The sequence below is a fragment of the Pseudomonas sp. MWU16-30317 genome, from assembly GCF_020515695.1.
Lineage (GTDB): Bacteria > Pseudomonadota > Gammaproteobacteria > Pseudomonadales > Pseudomonadaceae > Aquipseudomonas.
In genome coordinates, this window is sequence record NZ_JAIWJA010000003.1 from 721,270 (window position 1) to 739,098 (window position 17,829).

Here is a 17,829-nt window from a genome sequence, read left to right on the forward strand (position 1 = left end):
CTCCTGGTTTTGATGTCAGAGAGATTGCGCCGTGGGGTCTACAGTCGCTAGCTATCAGATCTGGTAGGTAGCACCTCGCCGAATCGTTCAGTTACCCTCAATCCTAGGCGTTCATTACCGTTAAAGGGCTTGGTACCAAGCAGGATGAAAGTATTATCCAGAACGCCAGAGGTATTGATATCAAGGATTGGTCGTCAATTTGAGATTCCCACCCGCCGGCTTGCCATCGAACGTGGTCACCCCTTCAAGCCAGCGTTGCTGATCCGCCGGATGGGCCTTGAGCCAGGCCTTGGCCGACTCCAGCGCGTCCTTGTGATCGAGCAGCGGTTGCATCATCCGGCTCTCATCCTCGGCGCTGAAGGTCAGGTTGCTGACCAGCCGCTCCACGTTCGGGCAGCGGCTGGCGTAGTCCGGTGCGGTAACGGTCCATACCGTAGCCTTGCCTTCGTCCGGGCCCAGGGCGCCGTCGCTGCCGGTGAGGTAGGTCATCTTGATGTTGACGTTCATGGGGTGCGGGGCCCAGCCGAAGAATACGATGGCTTCATTGCGATTCACCGCGCGGCCCACCGCCGAGAGCATGCCGGCCTCGCTGGACTCCACCAGCTGGAAGCCGCCCAGGCCGAACTGGTTTTTGGCGATCATCGCCTTGATCTGGGTGTTGGCGCCCGAACCGGGCTCGATGCCGTAGATCTTGCCGCCCAGTTCGGTCTTGAACTTGGCGATGTCGGCGAAATTTTTCAGGCCCTTGTCGGCCAGATAGCTGGGTACTGCCAGGGTGGCGCGGGCGTCTTCCAGGCTGGGTTTGTCCAGTACGCGCACCTGCTTGGCCTCGACGAACGGCGTGATGGTCTGGGTCATCAGCGGGTTCCAGTAGCCGAGGAACAAGTCCAGACGCTGGTCGCGGATGCCGGCGAAAATGATCTGCTGTGAAGCGCTGGTCTGCTTGGTCTCGTAGCCCAGGCCATCGAGCAGTACCTGAGTCATGGCGCTGGTGGCGATGACGTCGGTCCAGTTGACCACGCCCAGGCGTACGTTCTTGCAGCTGGGGGCTTCGGCGGCGTTGGCGCCGGGGGTGAATAGCACGCTGGCGGTCAGGCTCAGCAAACAGCAACTCATCGATTTGTTCATGATGGCTCCTCGGGCTGGCGGCAGTTTCTCGTTGTTATGGGGCGTCGGTGTCTGGGCACCGTGGGCCTGTCTAAGGTACGCAGCTGCCCGAGGGAAAAATCGCACTGCGGCGACGGGGACTTGCACGCTGGCGACCTGCCACGGTATTAACGTGCAGGTAGTGGTGTTGCTTAAATCGCGTTCGCGGGCAAGTCATGCTCGTGGTCCCAGCCCGTGAAGAAGATCCCCATGCCCCAGTGTTTTCATTTCCTGTTGTTACCCGGCTTTTCGGCGATGGGGTTCATCTCGGCCATCGAGCCGTTGCGCGTGGCCAATCGCTTCAAGGGCGAGCTGTATCGCTGGCAGGTGTTGAGCCTGGATGGCGGGCCGGTGACTGCCAGCAACGGCATGTCGGTGAACGCCGATGACGGCTTGATCGCGTTGAGCAAGGGCGCAACGCTTATGGTGGTGGCAGGCTTCGATCCATTACAGGCGTTTTGCGCGCCGTTGCAACATTGGCTGCGTCGCCATGATGGGGAAGGGGTGACGCTGGGTGGCATCGACACCGGCAGCTTCGTCCTGGCCGAGGCCGGGTTGCTGAGCGGTCATCGCGTGGCTTTGCACTGGGAGGCGCTGGACGCCTTTCGCGAGTCCTATCCCGCGCTCGAGGCCAGCCAGGAACTCTTCGAAGTCGATGGCCGTCGTATCACCTGCGCTGGCGGCACGGCGAGCATCGACCTGATGCTCGACCTGATCGCCCAGGCCCACGGCAGCGAACTCGCCATCCGGGTCTCCGAGCAGTTCGTGCTCAGCCGCATCCGCCCGCGCAAGGACCACCAGCGCATGCAGGTCGCCACGCGCTACGGCATCAACAACAAGAAGCTGGTGCAGGTGATCGGTGAGATGGAGCAGCACATGGAGCCGCCGCTCAGCACCCTGGAGCTGGCCGAACTGGCCAAGATCACCCGGCGGCAATTGGAGCGGCTGTTCAAGCTGTACCTCAACGACACGCCGAGCAACTTCTACCTGCGCCTGCGGCTGGATAAGGGCCGCCAGCTGCTGCGCCAGACGGACATGAGTGTGCTGGAGGTGAGTATTGCCTGCGGGTTTGAATCGGCGTCGTATTTCACCCGCAGCTACCGGGTGAAGTTCGGCAAGAGCCCGCGGGAGGATCGGCGGGTTTAGGGGGAGGCCCGTGCAGACAGCGCAGAATCAGCGCTTGAGCAATACGGCGCAGGCGGCCTTGAAGGCGTCGTGCTGATATTTGTTCAGAGACGAAGGTAGTTCGGCGCTAGACTTCTTGGCCTGAGCGCTGATGGTTTGCGGGGAGACGAGCACGGTTTCGCATCCTTCGAGCAACTGCAGGATGCCCTCGATCTTGAACGTCGTCGGGCCGCCGGCAAACTCGCCTTTTTTGCCGCGCTTCTTGATCGCCAACCGCTGGATGCCATTTTCAGCGACGAAGGCAGCAGCTTGTGCCGCAAATGCCCGTACATTCGCCGCTTGGTCATCATCGTCCAACGCCAGCTTCTTGAGCGTCAACGGCAAATGATTCACCGCGCCACCCTCTATAACGGCCAGGGCGAAGATCGCCTCGCTTGCCTTGATTTCCACACCACAGGTCTTCATTCGTCAGGAGCGTCCGATTCGCCGCCTTGGGTCGCCAAGGTCTGCAGGTATTCCGACCGCTCGTCGCTGCGCTGGGCCAGGCAGTTATTCTTGGTGGTTTCGGCGTCGCTGTCGTCGCTGCTGGACTCGAGGATTTCTACCGCGCAATCGGCGTCGCGCAGTTTTATCCACAGGTCGTTGGCGGCTTTGACCTTGTCCTGGTAGGTCTTGAGCAGTTCTTTCTGATCGCTGAACTGCGCGGAGATACGCGCCATCAGCTGGTTGTAGGCTTCATCCAGGCCACTTTGCGCGGTGTCCTTGTTGTAGACCGAGCACTTCAGGCTCTGGGCGCTGGTTTCTACCTTGTCGCAGGGTGTCGGGCCGTCTTCGTCCTTGTCTGCGGCATGTGCGCCGACGGCCAGCACGGCCAATACCCAAAGCATTGATCTCATCGGTGACGCCCTCATCAGTCTACGAAACATTTTGTGGCTGGATTTTGGCTCAGGTTGGCCGTAAAGAACAGCCGGCGATTTTGGATTGACGGACGGCACAGGGTTGTCCGTGCCTCGGCAAGGAATTTTGAGCAGGTGGGGCGGCAGCTTTCGCACGCTTGGCGTTGGCAGAAGGGCGTTTTCGTCCGCGCGCTCTGCGATAGATTGGCTTTGCAATCCCTCACTTCTGGAGTAAGAAATGGACTTCTCTGCAAAACTATTCACTGTGGTTGCCGGCGCTGTGCTGGCGATGTCTACCGCAGTTTCCGTCGCCAATGCGGCGCCGACCCCTGTCGCGGCGTGCGGTATCGAGGCGGGCCTGGAGTACGCGACGGTCGCCGAACTGATCGCGGCCATGGAAAGTGGCGATCTGACTTCCGAACGCCTGGTCACGCATCTGCTGGCGCGAATCGAGCGCCTCAACGAGCAAGGGCCGCAGTTGCGCGCTGTGATAGAAACCAACGCCGAAGCCCTGGAGCTGGCGCGCGCACTGGATGCCGAGCGCGCCGAAGGCAATGTGCGCGGGGCGCTGCACGGTATTCCGGTGTTGCTCAAGGACAGTATCGAGACCGCCGACACCCTCAAGACCGCCGCCGGCTCGCTGGCGATGGTAGCGGCATCGGCCTCCCGTGATGCGCCGCTGGTCGCCAATCTGCGCGCGTCGGGCGCGCTGATCCTCGGCAAGGCCAATATGAGTGAATGGGCGAACTTTCGTGGTACCAATATCCCCAATGGTTGGAGCGGGAGAGGTGGGCAAACGCTCAGCGTCTATGGTGCGGATTATGAAGCCTGCGGCTCCAGCAGCGGTTCGGCGGTGGCTGTCGCCGCTGGCTTCGCGCCGCTGGCGGTCGGCACCGAGACGCTCGGCTCGATCATCTGTCCGGCGCTCCATGCCGGCGTCGTGGGCCTCAAGCCGACCCAGGGACTGATCGTCAACGAGGGCATCGTGCCGCTGTCGGTGCGTCAGGACACCGCCGGGCCTATGGCCCGGACCGTCGCCGACAGCGCACTGTTGCTGGCGATCCTGCAGGGCGATGAATCACTGGCTGAGCAGTACCAGCAAACGCTAGGTTCCGCCAGCCTGGACGGCAAGCGCATCGGATTTCCCGTGGAATACGCCGAGGGCCCGGCGCAGCGCAGCGACCAGCCACTGTTCTTGAAGGCGCTGGCGGCCATGCGCGAGGCCGGTGCGCAACTGGTGCCGATTTCCGCGCAGGTGGCCCCTGATTTCGACGTACTGTACCTGCTGCTGCAAGACTTCAAGACCGCCATCCCCGCCTACCTGCAAAGTCGTGAAGGCCTGGGCCTCAGTACCCTCGAAGAGCTGATCGAGTTCAATCGCACCCAGCCGGGCAACGCCGAGTACAACCAGGCGTGGATGCTGATGGCCAGCAACTGGGAAATGACGCCTGATCAGTACACCGCCATGCTCGAACGCGTAGTCGCTGTTAACCAGGCGGCGCTGGATGCCCCCCTTGAGGCGCACACGCTGGATGCGCTGGTATTTCCGACGGCGCAGCCGTCCTGGGCGATGGCCGCCAGCGCGGGCTATCCGAGCCTGAACGTGCCCACCGGGCACGGTGACGACGGCCTGCCGGGCGGTATGACCTTTATCGGCAAGGCCAAGGCCGAAACCGACCTGCTGGCGCTTGCCGCCGCCTATGAGGGGCTCGTCCCCGCCAACTGCCCGACCCTGTAAGCCGCAAAGGAGGTCTGCGGGCCTCCTTTGTCGCCCTTTGACGCTTTCGGCAATTCCCTTGTCGTTTTTGCATCCGGGCCGTCTGGCGCCTAGGCATATGCTGGCCTCAATAGCGCCGGCAGACGATTCGGCGTACTACGCCTATAGGGGACAGCCTGATGAGCCCAGCCGAATTGCACGCCGACAGCATCGTTATCGATGGCCTGATCATCGCCAAGTGGAACCGTGAACTGTTCGAAGACATGCGCAAAGGCGGCCTGACCATGGCCAACTGCACCGTGTCGGTGTGGGAAGGTTTCCAGGCGACCATCAACAGCATCTGCTCCAGCCAGAAGCTGATGCGCGAGAACAGTGACCTGGTCATGCCGGTGCGCACCACCGCCGACATCCGCAAAGCCAAGGAAACCGGCAAGACCGGCATCATGTTCGGCTTCCAGAACGCCCACGCCTTTGAAGACCAGATCGGCTATGTCGAGATCTTCAAGCAGCTGGGCGTCGGTATCGTACAGATGTGCTACAACACCCAGAACCTGGTCGGCACCGGCTGCTACGAGCGCGACGGCGGCCTGTCGGGCTTCGGGCGCGAGATCGTCGCCGAGATGAACCGCGTCGGGGTGATGTGCGACCTGTCCCACGTCGGCTCGAAAACATCCGAAGAAGTCATCCTCGAATCGAAAAAACCGGTGTGCTACTCCCACTGCCTGCCGTCGGGCCTCAAGGAGCACCCGCGCAACAAATCCGACGCCGAGCTCAAATTCATCGCCGACCACGGCGGTTTCGTCGGTGTGACCATGTTCGCGCCATTCCTGGCCAAGGGCATCGAGTCGACCATCGACGACTATGCCGAAGCCATCGAATACACCATGAACATTGTCGGTGAAGACGCCATCGGCATCGGTACCGACTTCACCCAGGGCCACGGCCAGGACTTCTTCGAATACCTGACCCACGACAAGGGCTACGCTCGCCGCCTGACCAGCTTCGGCAAGATCATCAACCCGCTGGGCATCCGCACCGTGGGCGAGTTCCCCAATTTGACCGAGACCCTGCTCAAGCGCGGCCACAGCGAGCGCACGGTGCGCAAGATCATGGGCGAGAACTGGGTGAACGTCCTCAAGGATGTGTGGGGAGAATAAGTAGTCCCCACCCTTTCAATCTCTCTTTTCCAACCTCCGCCCCAGGGCGGAGGGCCGACATCCCCTTTCCGGAGTTCAAGCACCATGGCCAAAATCGCCCCGCAACTGCCCATCGAAGTCGACAGCGAAACCGGCGTCTGGACCTCCGATGCCCTGCCGATGCTCTACGTGCCGCGGCACTTTTTCGTCAACAACCACATGGGTATCGAAGAAGTCCTGGGCGCTGATGCCTACGCCGAGATCCTCTACAAGGCCGGCTACAAATCTGCCTGGCACTGGTGCGAAAAAGAAGCCGAATGCCATGGCATCGAAGGCGTCGCGGTGTTCGAGCACTACATGAAACGCCTGTCGCAGCGCGGCTGGGGCCTGTTCAAGATCCAGGACATCGACCTCGACAAAGGCACCGCCAGCGTCAAGCTCGAGCACTCTTGCTTCGTGTACGTGTACGGCAAGGTCGGGCGCAAGGTCGACTACATGTTCACCGGCTGGTTCGCGGGTGCCATGGACCAGATCCTCGCCGCCAAGGGCAGCAGTGTGCGTACCGTCGCCGAGCAAGTGTATGGCGGCTCCGAAGAAGGCCACGAAGATGGCCTGTTCACCGTCAAACCGTTGTAAGCCGAGGACCGTGCCATGGCTTTCGAAGCGATGTTCCAGCCGATCCAGATCGGCAAACTGACGATCCGCAACCGCGTGCTCAGTACTGCGCACGCCGAGGTCTATGCCACCGATGGCGGGATGACCACCGACAGATACGTCAAGTATTACGAAGAGAAAGCCAAGGGCGGTATCGGCCTGGCCATTTGCGGCGGCTCCTCCAGCGTGGCCATCGACAGCCCTCAGGGCTGGTGGAAATCCGTCAACCTGGCCACCGACAAGATCATCCCGCACTTCCAGAATCTCGCCGACGCCATGCACAAGCACGGCGCCAAGATCATGATCCAGATCACCCACATGGGCCGTCGCTCGCGCTGGGACGGCGACCACTGGCCGACCCTGATGTCGCCGTCGGGCATCCGCGAGCCGGTGCACCGCGCCACCTGCAAGACCATCGAGCCTGAAGAGATCTGGCGCGTGATCGGCAACTACGCCAGCGCTGCGGCGCGGGCCAAGGCCGGGGGCCTGGACGGCGTCGAGCTGTCTGCCGTGCACCAGCACATGATCGACCAGTTCTGGAGCCCGCGGGTCAACAAGCGTACCGACGAATGGGGCGGCAGCTTCGAGAACCGCATGCGCTTCGGCATGGAAGTGCTCAAGGCCGTGCGCAAAGAGGTCGGCGACGATTTCTGCGTGGGCCTGCGCATCTGCGGCGATGAATTCCACCCCGACGGCCTCAGCCACGAGGACATGAAGGAGATCGCCAAGTACTACGCCGACACCGGCATGATCGACTTCCTCGGCGTGGTCGGCTCGGGGTGCGACACCCACAACACCCTGGCCAACGTCATCCCCAACATGAGCTACCCGCCGGAGCCGTTCCTGCACCTGGCAGCCGGCATCAAGGAAGTGGTCAAGGTCCCGGTGCTGCACGCGCAGAACATCAAGGACCCGAACCAGGCTACGCGGATTCTGGAAGGCGGCTACGTCGACATGGTCGGCATGACCCGCGCGCACATCGCCGACCCGCACCTGATCGCCAAGATCAAGATGGGCCAGATCGACCAGATCAAGCAGTGTGTGGGCGCCAACTACTGCATCGACCGCCAGTATCAGGGGCTGGACGTGCTGTGCATCCAGAACGCCGCCACCTCCCGTGAGTACATGGGCGTGCCGCACATCATCGAGAAAACCACCGGCATCAAGCGCAAGGTGGTGATCGTCGGTGCAGGGCCGGCCGGGATGGAAGCCGCCCGCGTGTCGGCCGAACGCGGCCACGACGTGACGTTGTTCGAGAAGAAGGAATCTATCGGCGGGCAGATCACCACGGCCTCCAAGGCGCCGCAGCGTGACCAGATCGCCGGTATCACCCGCTGGTTCCAGCTGGAGCTGGCGCGCTTGAAGGTCGACCTGCGCCTGGGCACCGCTGCCGATATCGCCACCATCATGGACTTGCGTCCGGACGTGATCGTGCTGGCGGTGGGCGGGCACCCGTTCCTCGAGCAGAACGAACACTGGGGTGCGGCCGAGGGGCTGGTGGTCAGCAGCTGGGACGTGCTCGACGGCAAGGTCGCGCCAGGCAAGAACGTGCTGGTGTACGACACCATCTGCGAGTTCACCGGCATGTCGGTGGCGGACTTTCTGGCCGACAAGGGTAGCCAGGTGGAGATCGTCACCGATGATATCAAGCCCGGCGTGGCCATCGGCGGTACGTCGTTCCCGACCTACTACCGCAGCATGTACCCCAAGGAAGTGATCATGACCGGCGACCTGATGCTGGAAAAGGTCTACCGCGAGGGCGACAAGCTGGTGGCGGTGCTGGAGAACGAATACACCGGCGCCAAAGAGGAGCGGGTGGTCGACCAGGTGGTGGTCGAGAACGGCGTGCGGCCTGACGAAGTCCTCTACTACGGGCTCAAGGAAGGCTCGCGCAACAAGGGCCAGATCGATATCGACGCCTTGTTCGCGATCCAGCCGCAGCCTTCGCTGAGTACCACGGGTGACGGCTATTTGCTGTTCCGTATCGGCGACTGCGTGGCTCAGCGCAACACCCACGCGGCGATCTACGACGCGCTGCGGTTGTGCAAGGATTTCTAAGGCTGCTCTAACGGCTTGCCCATGACCTGTGGGAGCAAGGCTTGCCCGCGAAGGGCGCGACGCGCAGCAACGGATGCACCGCGGCGTCTACTTCGCGAGCAAGCTCTGCTCCCACAGGTAATGCGCAAGGCATCCGCAATTTTCGCCTGCAAGACCCGTGGTCTTTGGGAGCCCGCATCATGTTGAACACCCTTCTCCCGATCCTGCTGTTCGCGGCGCTGGGGCTTGCTGCTCTGGGCGCGGTGCGCCGGGTGCGCATGTGGCGCCGGGGGCGTGCCGCGCAGGTCGACCTGCTCGGTGGCCTGCTGGCCATGCCCAAGCGCTACATGGTCGACCTGCACCATGTGGTGGCCCGCGACAAATACATCGCCAACACTCACGTGGCCACGGCTGGCGGTGCGGTGCTGGCAGCCGTACTGGCGATCCTGGTGCATGGTTTTGGTCTGCACAACCGCTTCCTCGGCTACGCGCTGCTGTTGGCCACCGCTCTGATGTTCGTCGGTGCCTGCTTCGTCTATGCGCGCCGTCGCCATCCACCGGCGCGGCTGTCCAAGGGGCCGTGGATGCGGCTGCCGAAGAGCCTGCTGATGTTTTCGGCAAGCTTTTTTATCGCCACCTTGCCGGTGGCCGGCATCCTCCCAGCCGACTTTGGTGGCTGGGTCGTGGCCGTGATCCTTGGTATCGGCGTGCTCTGGGGCGTGTCGGAACTGTTTTTCGGCATGACCTGGGGCGGGCCGATGAAGCACGCCTTCGCCGGTGCCCTGCACCTGGCCTGGCACCGGCGCGCCGAACGTTTCAATGGCGGCCGCTCCACTGGCCTCAAGCCGCTGGACTTCGCCGACAAGGGCGCGCCGCTGGGCGTCGAAAAACCCAAGGACTTCACCTGGAACCAACTGCTCGGTTTCGACGCCTGCGTGCAGTGCGGCAAGTGCGAAGCCGCGTGCCCGGCGTTCGCCGCCGGCCAGCCGTTAAACCCGAAAAAGCTCATTCAGGACATGGTCGTCGGCCTGGCGGGCGGTACCGACGCCAAGTTCGCCGGTAGCCCGTATCCAGGCAAGCCTGTTGGCGAACACAGCGGCAATCCGCACCAGCCGATCGTCAACGGCCTGGTGGACGCCGACACTCTGTGGTCGTGCACCACCTGCCGCGCCTGCGTCGAGGAATGCCCGATGATGATCGAGCACGTCGATGCCATCGTCGACATGCGCCGCCATCTCACCCTCGAGAAGGGCGCCACGCCCAACAAGGGCGCCGAAGTGCTCGACAATTTGATCGCCACCGATAACCCCGGCGGCTTCAACCCGGGTGGGCGAATGAACTGGGCGGCCGACCTCAACCTCAGCCTGATGGCCGACAAGCCTGATGCCCAGGTGTTGTTCTGGGTCGGCGACGGTGCTTTCGACATGCGCAACCAGCGCACCCTGCGCGCCTTCGTCAAAGTGCTCAAAGCCGCCAAGATCGACTTCGCCGTGCTCGGGCTCGAAGAGCGTGACAGCGGTGACGTCGCCCGTCGCCTGGGTGACGAAGCGACCTTTCAACTGCTGGCCAAACGCAATATCAAGACCCTCGACCAGTACCGTTTCAAGCGCATCGTCACCTGCGATCCGCACAGCTTTCACGTGCTGAAGAACGAATACGGCGCCCTCGGCGGCCACTATGAGGTGCTGCACCACAGCACCTTCATGGCCGAACTGGTGACCGCCGGCCAACTCAGCCTCGGTCAGCACAAAGGCGGCAGCGTCACCTATCACGACCCGTGCTACCTGGGCCGCTACAACGGCGAATACCAGGCGCCGCGCGACGTGCTCAAGGCGCTGGGTATCGAGGTCAAGGAGATGCAGCGCTCGGGTTTCCGTTCGCGTTGCTGCGGCGGCGGCGGCGGTGCGCCGATCACCGATATCCCTGGCAAACAGCGCATCCCTGACATGCGCATGGACGACATTCGCGAGACCCAGGCCGAACTGGTCGCCGTCGGTTGCCCGCAATGCACGGCCATGCTTGAAGGGGTGGTCGAGCCACGGCCGTTGATCAAGGACATCGCCGAGCTGGTCGCCGATGCCCTGATCGAAGAAGCGGCCGCCGCCAAGCCGGTAGTGGTCAAACGCGAACCCGCGGAGGTCAACTGATGAGCGACATCATCCGCCGCGATCCCCGTGCCGAGTGGATCGCCCGCAATCGCTTGCACCCGCTGCATGCCGCCCTGCAGCCGGTGCAAGGCAGCTGGATGGGGCCCCAGGGCGTCATCCGTAAAAACCCGCATGTGGGCGGTTTTATCGGCCCCAACGGCGTCAAGCGTATCGACCGCAGCGGCGCGCAGCAGGGTGGCAGTAGCAAACGTGGCGCCGCCCCGCAAGTGCAGTTGCCGCTGCATCGGATTGCCGAGCCAGCGTTTTATATCAGTGTGGTGCCCGACATGGTCGGCGGCCGCCTGAGCAGCCATGACCGCGACGTGCTGGGCCTGGCACATCGCTTGGCCGGTAGCGACGGCGCGGTGCTGGCGATCGTGTTCGGCGAGCATAAGGAGAGCGCCTTCGATACCGCCGGCGTCGACCGCCTGTTGATACTCGACGGCAGCGAATTCGACGGCTATGCGCCTGAGCAGCGGGTGCAGGGCCTGCGCGCTGTGGATAGCCAGTTGCGCCCGCGGCACTGGTTGCTGCCCGACAGCCGTACCGGCGGTGGTGAATTGGGCAGGCGCTTTGCCGCCAGCCTCGGCGAGCGACCGGCGACACGGGTGTGGCAGATCAAGGATCAACAGTGCATCGGCCGCGCCGGTGCGGGGCTGCAAGACCTCGCCCGCGATTTGCCACGGTTGATTCTGGCCGCTGCCGAATGCGCCGAGCCTGTGGATGAAACCCGTCATGAAGCGCTGGCCGTGGAGTTATCCACAAGGGCTGCGCGCAGCTTGCCGCGCATCGAGGACCTGGGTGCGGTGGCGGTCGACCCGGCAGCGATTCCCATGGCCGAGGCGGAGTTCATCTTCTCGGGCGGTAACGGCGTCAAGGACTGGGATTTGTTTCACCGTACCGCCGCGGCCCTGGGCGCCACTGAAGGTGCCTCGCGGGTGGCCGTGGACGATGGCTTCATGGGGCGCGATCGGCAAGTGGGTGCCAGTGGCACCTGGGTCACGGCGCGGGTCTATGTGGCGGTCGGCATCAGCGGTGCGATCCAGCATCTGCAAGGGATTGGCGCGTGCGACAAGGTCATTGCCATCAACCTCGATGCCAGTTGCGACATGATCAAACGCGCGGACTTGTCGGTGATCGGCGAGAGCGCCGCGATCCTCCAGGCACTGATCGCCGCCATGGCGGCCTACCGTAACCAAGCCACGCGCGATGCGGCCTGAGGAGACTGTTGTGAATGCACCTTTCAAGCACCCACTGAGCACCAAGGTCATCAGCCTGGTGTCCATCGGCGCCCACCCGACCTCGGGCCGCGCGCGACGCGCCGAGCAGGATGCCCGCGCCGTGGAGCTGGGCCTGCAGTTGGTCGGCACGCAGTTGCAGGTGCTGCACGCCGGCGACGCCAACGAGCCGGCCTTGCGCGCCTACATGGGCATGGGCCTGGAGTGCCTGCACGTACTGGAAACCCCGGCCGGTGGCGATGCGCTACCGGCGCTGGCTGACTACCTGCGCGATGCCGGAGCCCAGTTGGTGCTCACCGGCGCCCAGGCGGAAACCGGCGAAGGCTCCGGCATGCTGCCTTTTTTGCTCGCCGAGCAATTGGGCTGGCCGGTGATCGTCGGGCTGGCCGAGGTCGAGTCCATCGAGCACGGCGTGGCCTTGGTGCTGCAAGCCTTGCCGCGCGGGCAACGGCGGCGCCTCAAGGTGCGCTTGCCGATGCTCGCCACGGTTGATAACGCCGCCCCGAAGCCTCGGCAAAGCGCCTACGGCCCGGCCCAGCGCGGGACCTTCGAGGTCGATGAAGTGGAGATCGTCGACGACCAGCTGCTCGCCAGCGCCGAGCTGCAACCGGCCAAGCCGCGGCCCAAGCGCTTGAAGGTGATCAAGGCCAAGAGCGGCGCAGATCGCATGAAAGCCGCCACGGCCAAGGCCAGTGGCGGCGGCGGGCAAGTGCTCAAGGGGGTGAGCGCCGAGGAGGGTGCGGCGGCGATACTCAAATTGCTGGTGGAGGAGGGGGTGGTGCGCTGACACGGTCTGGAGTCCTCTACCCTATTCCAGGATTATCTACGTCACGGGGTGTTGGCTCGTCCAGTACGCCGACGATGACTCCTCCCTTTGAAAAAAGTCGTCAGCTTCGCCGCCTGATATAGTTTGCCAACCCGCCATTCATCTAGTAGCAAGGCAAATTATATATCCCGCCAGATACTTATCAGCGCCTCGGTCAAGCTGCGCTCCAGAGTCCGGTTGCCATGCCCGCTGAGATGATCCGAATCGTTGTACAGCGGCCTGCCCTCTCTGTCGTACGCCGAACAGGCCGAATACGGGCAGAGCAGTGGTAGCGGGTCCCAGACATGCAGGCTGGGGTAGTCCCGTTGCAACTGCGCCAGTAGTTGCAACTGCGGCGCGCGCAGTTTCGCAATCTGGGCGCGCTCGACCGTCAGGCCGGGAGCGCATACCGGGTTCATGTGGTTGAACCCGTCCGAGCAGCGGTTGGGCGGTGCCTTGAACAGCGGCTTGGGCGCATCGATGAGGATTTGCGCCTGGGTTGCTGCAAGCCGCGTCAGCATGGCCCGCGCGGAGATATCCGCCTGTGTTGTATCCACCTCGGCCAATGCCTGCGCCCAGGCAGCCTGCTCCCCGGCCTGCCAATCACGCCCGGCAAGTTCGGGCATGCGCAGCGAGGCCAGCCACACGATATCCCCCGGGTTGGCCCGCGCTTCGATGTCCGCCAGCGCCGCTTCACGCTCTGCGTCGCAGTCTTCGGGATCGGCACCGATCAGGCTCACCACAGCACAGCCGCCGTGCTCGTATTCCCGGACTTGCACCCCTAGGCGCAGCTCCACCAGCTTGAGCAGGGTGCGATAGGCCGCAGTATGGGAGTCGCCCAGCACGAACAGCTGCCGGCCCTCGATCTCGGGGTCGTCCACGGGCTCGACGGTCTCGCGAGGATAGTGCTTGTAGGCGTGCCACAGGTAGCTGTCGCGGGTCTGGCTGAGCGATATCGCCGCGGTATTGTCGGTGATCCACAGAGCCGCCAGCCACGTCATGCCCACTGCCACGAGGCTGGCGCTGATCGTGACCCAAGCGTTGCGCTGCAGCATTGAACGCCCTGCGCGAATCGGGGTTTCGATCCAGTGATAGGAGCCTGCCGCCATCGCCAGTACGATAAAGGGATAGAGCACCTGCGCCTCCAGCAGCTCCAGGCCGGTAGTCCAGCGCAGGAACACCGCCACCGGCCAGTGCCACAGGTACAGCGAATAGGACAGCCGACCGACGTACACCAGGGGCGGCGATTGCAGCAGTGTATGCAGCGGCGACCGGCAGCTCGCGGGTTGGAGGGTTACGGCGGCGATCAGCAGCAAGGTGCCACTGACGGTCACCAACGCCCACGGGAAGGGGAACAACTTGCGCTCGGCGTATACGAAGCCCAGCGTCACCAGCCCCATGCCGGCCATCAATAGCACCTGTGCCAGCCAGCCGCCGCGAACGGTGAGCGTTTTGTTGCCCAGCGCCTGAAACAGCAGCGCTCCGGCGGCCAGCTCCCAGAACCGACTGGGCAACAGGTAGAACGCCGACAGCGGATCGGTAGCGGTTTGCACGCCACTGACGATCAACGATGCCAGCGCAAGGGCCGGCAGCAGCGCCCAGGCAAACTTCAGATGCGTCCTACAACGGCGGTACAAAAAATAAATCGCCGGAAGCAGCAGGTAGAACTGTTCTTCCACCCCCAGCGACCAGGTATGCAAGAAGGGGTTGAGCTCGGCGCGGGGCGAAAAGTACGGGTTGGCGTTCCCCGCCAGGGTGAAATTGCTCAAGCCAATGATGGCCGCCAGTCCGGTCTGGTCGTTTTGATTGCTCAGCCACACCTGCGGCACGAACACCGCCGCCACTACGAAGCTGACCAGCAGCACCACCAGCAACGCCGGCAGGATGCGCAGCAGGCGACGGCGGTAGAAATCCAGCAGATACGCGCCAAACCCGAGGTGCGTGCGCTCGGCGAGGGCGCGGGTGATCACGTAGCCGGAGATGACGAAGAACATGTCGACCCCGGTAAAGCCGCCCGGTAGCAGGTCGAGGAAGTCGAGATGGAACACGATCACACTCAGCACCGCGATGGCGCGCAGGCCGTCGATGCCGGGCAGGTAGTGAGCGGCGCGCGCCGGCGACGATGGGATCTGGAGCGAGGGGGAATACATGGGCGGCCCGTCTCTTGTGCTTGGAGGGGCAACGACGTTAAAGCAAGAGGCGCGAAGGCGGCAGAGCTATTGGATTGCGGAGTATTTCAACTTTGCTGGCGCAGAGCCGGCCTATGGGAGGGCATGCACTCTGCGCCGCGGCGAGGCTTAGTCGCGGTTCTGCATCCCTGCGTCACGTCGTCTTGGTCGGACGGTCAAATCCGGCCGCTGAATTGGCAGCGGCTGGCGAACGATACCTAGGCAGCCGCAGCCCGACCGCCGATAACTCGTCCCCGCCGCGTATGCATTGCAACCTGTCAGAAGTATCAGGTTCGCCTTCTCTGGCGCTGGTCCACAATGGCGCTCAAAAGGAGGACGACACGTGGATACCTCAAAGAGCTGTTTGCTGCTGGGCGATGCGCGCCAAACCGTAATGGGCACCGCTGGCCCGACAGCCCGGCCGCTTATTGCCCACAGCGCTTACGGATGGCGGCGACCAGCGGCCGGTCTGCCGGCACTAGGGTTCACCGGCCAGCGGGCCGAGGTGTACACGCAGTGGTATCACCTGGGGCACGGGCACCGAGAATACAATCCGGTACTGCGCCGGTTTCATTCGCCGGACAGGGCGTCGCCGTTCGGGGCGGGCGGGGTCAATGCCTATGCTTACTGCCTGGGCGACCCGGTCAACTACCGTGACCCGAGCGGTGCCAGGGTGGATCTTCCAGACTGGATGGCAGACAGCTACGGGCCGTCCATGGCGATAGCCATTAATCTGGTTGGCACAACCACCGTTATATTGAGCGCGCTGACAGCCGAAACACTCACGCCTCTGGCGATAGGCGGCGCATGGGGCGCGGCGATAGGCGGAATTTTAGCGGTGACTGCACTCAGTGTAGGAATGGCCAGGAAAAATGACGGAATCTTGTTACTGGGATATATAGCGTCAGGCGTGAGCCTTGCAGGAGGGGTGGCTCGATTGGGCGTGGCGATCAATCGTTACAGGAAGCTACCCGATCCGGGCCCGAGGGTCCGGCGCAACGCCAGACGGTTGTTCGGCCTGGCGGAAAAGGCAGTGCCGGCATCACCTGTGCCGATACCACGCGCCTCTGATGTTTTACCGGCGACGCCAGCACCATCCGTGCAGACGCCACGCCCGAGCGAATTACCGTATCTAAGCATCTACCCCGATCTGCAAGGAATGAAGCTGCAACTTGAGCGGATGTCAGCTTCTAGCTGGCGCAAGTCTGTTCCAGCGCCACGCCCCCGTACACCTTTACCTGCGGATATGCTCGCCATTCGGGGAAGCTAGAAAATATCGCGCCTACTGCAACGAGTAGGCGCCCTATCTCGTTTTGAACCTACTCGTGCACCGCCACCCCTTTCAAATACGCCGCAGGCTCAGCCCCCAGATTCGCCAGCAGCCGCTCGCTGTACCAATCGATAAAATTCACCACCCCAAACTCATAGGTCTTCGAATATGGCCCCGGCTGATAAGCCGTCGAGTTGATGCCCTGCTGGTTCACTTCCGCCAGGCGGCGGTCCTGGTCGTTGGTCGCATCCCACACCTGGCGCATACGCTCTACGTCGTAGTCCACGCCTTCTACAGCATCCTTGTGCACCAGCCACTTGGTGGTGACGATGGTTTCCTGAGCGCTGATCGGCCACACCGTGAAAACGATGATGTGGTCGCCCATGCAGTGGTTCCACGAGTGCGGCAGGTGCAGGATGCGCATCGAGCCCAGGTCGGGGTTCTTGATGCGGCCCATGAGTTTTTTGCAGCCGACCTGGCCGTCGAGGGTCATGGACACGGTGCCCTTGAGCAGTGGCATGCGCACGATCCGGTTGCGCAGGCCGAAGCTGGCGTGAGCGTAAGGGATCTTCTCGGCTTCCCAGGCGGCGGCGGAAGCGGCTACGTGGTCCTTGAAGGCCTGGTCGGCGCGCGGGTCGGTGACGTCGTCCCATTCGAGCAGGGTTTTCAGCAGCTCGGGGTGCGAGCCGCCGCAGTGGTAGCACTCGCGGTTGTTCTCGAGCACCAGCTTCCAGTTGGCTTTTTCGACCAGGGTGGTTTGCACCGCCACCTTGGTGTTTTCCATGTCGTACGGTTCCATGTAATGGTCGAGGGTACTGAGGAAGTTATCGATGGCTGGCGGGTTTTCGGCCAGGCTGATGAAGATGTAACCCCCGGCAGTCTTCACGTTGACCGGCTTGAGGCCGTATTGCTTCATGTCGAAGTCGGCGCCCATTTCGGTGCCGGCGAACAGCAGGCGGCCGTCGAGCTCGTAGGTCCACTGGTGGTAGCCGCACACCAGCTTGGCGACCTTGCCCTTTTCGGCGGTGCACAGGCGCGAGCCGCGGTGGCGGCAGACGTTGTGGAATGCATGGACTTTGCCTTCGGCACCGCGCACTACGATGATCGGGTTCTTGCCGATCTGCAGGGTGAGGAAATTACCCTTGGTCGGGATTTCGCTGGTCATGCCAGCGATCAGCCATTCCTTGTGGAAGATCTCCTGCATGTCGATCTCGAACAGCCGCTCGTCGTTATAGAACGGTTGCGGCAGCGAGAAGGTGCGCTCGCGGTTCTGCAGCATTTCGGCGGTAGCCTTGCGTGCGGGTTCCAGCGGGTCGCCCAGGCTCAGGGTTGCGGTGACGTCCATCGATCGATCCTCATGGCCATGCGGTGTGGCCGTCGAAAAAAGTGGCTATTACGGTGTACTGCGCAAGGCTGTTGAATGCTGATTGGCTTGCGGTGGAGTGTGCGACTGGTCGCATCATGATCCTTATCCATGGGCGACATGGCCA

At 63.0% G+C, this 17,829-nt stretch carries 14 protein-coding genes; 9 read left to right on the forward strand and 5 right to left on the reverse strand.

Features of this window, described 5'->3' with window-relative positions:
• Positions 1–180: 180 nt before the first annotated feature.
• Positions 181–1,128: a choline ABC transporter substrate-binding protein gene (gene choX, locus LIX93_RS12225; protein ID WP_226504291.1), complete on the reverse strand. Its 948-nt coding sequence runs from the start codon at positions 1,126–1,128 to the stop codon at positions 181–183.
• Between the two features lie 228 nt (positions 1,129–1,356).
• On the opposite strand from choX, the gene LIX93_RS12230 reads away from it, so the two are divergent.
• Positions 1,357–2,292, forward strand: coding sequence for a GlxA family transcriptional regulator (locus tag LIX93_RS12230; protein WP_226504292.1), 936 nt, complete (start codon positions 1,357–1,359; stop codon positions 2,290–2,292).
• Positions 2,293–2,319: 27 nt separating this feature from the next.
• Here LIX93_RS12230 and LIX93_RS12235 read toward each other — a convergent pair whose 3' ends face one another.
• Positions 2,320–2,736, reverse strand: coding sequence for a DUF3010 family protein (locus LIX93_RS12235; protein WP_226504293.1), 417 nt, complete (start codon positions 2,734–2,736; stop codon positions 2,320–2,322).
• Positions 2,733–3,158 carry a lysozyme inhibitor LprI family protein gene (locus tag LIX93_RS12240; protein WP_226504294.1) on the reverse strand — a complete coding sequence of 142 codons (426 nt, stop codon included), beginning with the start codon at positions 3,156–3,158 and terminating at the stop codon, positions 2,733–2,735. Before LIX93_RS12240 ends, LIX93_RS12235 begins: the two co-directional genes overlap by 4 nt.
• A 247-nt stretch (positions 3,159–3,405) precedes the next feature.
• Here LIX93_RS12240 and LIX93_RS12245 point away from each other — a divergent pair, with 247 nt between their 5' ends.
• From LIX93_RS12245 to LIX93_RS12275, 7 genes are all read left to right on the forward strand, one after another.
• Positions 3,406–4,905, forward strand: coding sequence for an amidase family protein (locus LIX93_RS12245; protein ID WP_226504295.1), 1,500 nt, complete (start codon positions 3,406–3,408; stop codon positions 4,903–4,905).
• Positions 4,906–5,063: 158 nt separating this feature from the next.
• Entirely contained in the window at positions 5,064–6,041 is a 978-nt protein-coding gene (locus tag LIX93_RS12250; protein WP_226504296.1) for a dipeptidase, read from the forward strand.
• Between the two features lie 84 nt (positions 6,042–6,125).
• Entirely contained in the window at positions 6,126–6,656 is a 531-nt protein-coding gene (locus LIX93_RS12255; protein ID WP_226504297.1) for a DUF5943 domain-containing protein, read from the forward strand.
• Between the two features lie 15 nt (positions 6,657–6,671).
• Positions 6,672–8,732: a dimethylglycine demethylation protein DgcA gene (gene dgcA, locus LIX93_RS12260; protein ID WP_226504298.1), complete on the forward strand. Its 2,061-nt coding sequence runs from the start codon at positions 6,672–6,674 to the stop codon at positions 8,730–8,732.
• A 179-nt stretch (positions 8,733–8,911) separates the two neighbouring features.
• Positions 8,912–10,858, forward strand: a complete 1,947-nt coding sequence (gene dgcB, locus LIX93_RS12265; protein WP_226504299.1) for a dimethylglycine demethylation protein DgcB — start codon at positions 8,912–8,914, stop codon at positions 10,856–10,858.
• Positions 10,858–12,078, forward strand: coding sequence for an electron transfer flavoprotein subunit alpha/FixB family protein (locus LIX93_RS12270; RefSeq protein WP_226504300.1), 1,221 nt, complete (start codon positions 10,858–10,860; stop codon positions 12,076–12,078). The genes dgcB and LIX93_RS12270 overlap by 1 nt, the downstream gene beginning before the upstream one ends.
• 34 nt (positions 12,079–12,112) lie before the next feature.
• Positions 12,113–12,883, forward strand: coding sequence for an electron transfer flavoprotein subunit beta (locus LIX93_RS12275; RefSeq protein ID WP_226504465.1), 771 nt, complete (start codon positions 12,113–12,115; stop codon positions 12,881–12,883).
• Between the two features lie 158 nt (positions 12,884–13,041).
• Here the strand turns inward: LIX93_RS12275 and LIX93_RS12280 are convergent, their stop codons facing one another.
• Positions 13,042–15,051: an acyltransferase family protein gene (locus LIX93_RS12280; RefSeq protein WP_226504301.1), complete on the reverse strand. Its 2,010-nt coding sequence runs from the start codon at positions 15,049–15,051 to the stop codon at positions 13,042–13,044.
• A gap of 361 nt (positions 15,052–15,412) precedes the next feature.
• Between LIX93_RS12280 and LIX93_RS12285 the strand changes: the two genes are divergently transcribed.
• Positions 15,413–16,339 carry an RHS repeat-associated core domain-containing protein gene (locus tag LIX93_RS12285; RefSeq protein WP_226504302.1) on the forward strand — a complete coding sequence of 309 codons (927 nt, stop codon included), beginning with the start codon at positions 15,413–15,415 and terminating at the stop codon, positions 16,337–16,339.
• A gap of 49 nt (positions 16,340–16,388) precedes the next feature.
• On the opposite strand, the gene gbcA is transcribed toward LIX93_RS12285, so the two are convergent.
• Positions 16,389–17,684, reverse strand: coding sequence for a glycine-betaine demethylase subunit GbcA (gene gbcA, locus LIX93_RS12290; protein ID WP_226504303.1), 1,296 nt, complete (start codon positions 17,682–17,684; stop codon positions 16,389–16,391).
• Positions 17,685–17,829: the final 145 nt, after the last annotated feature.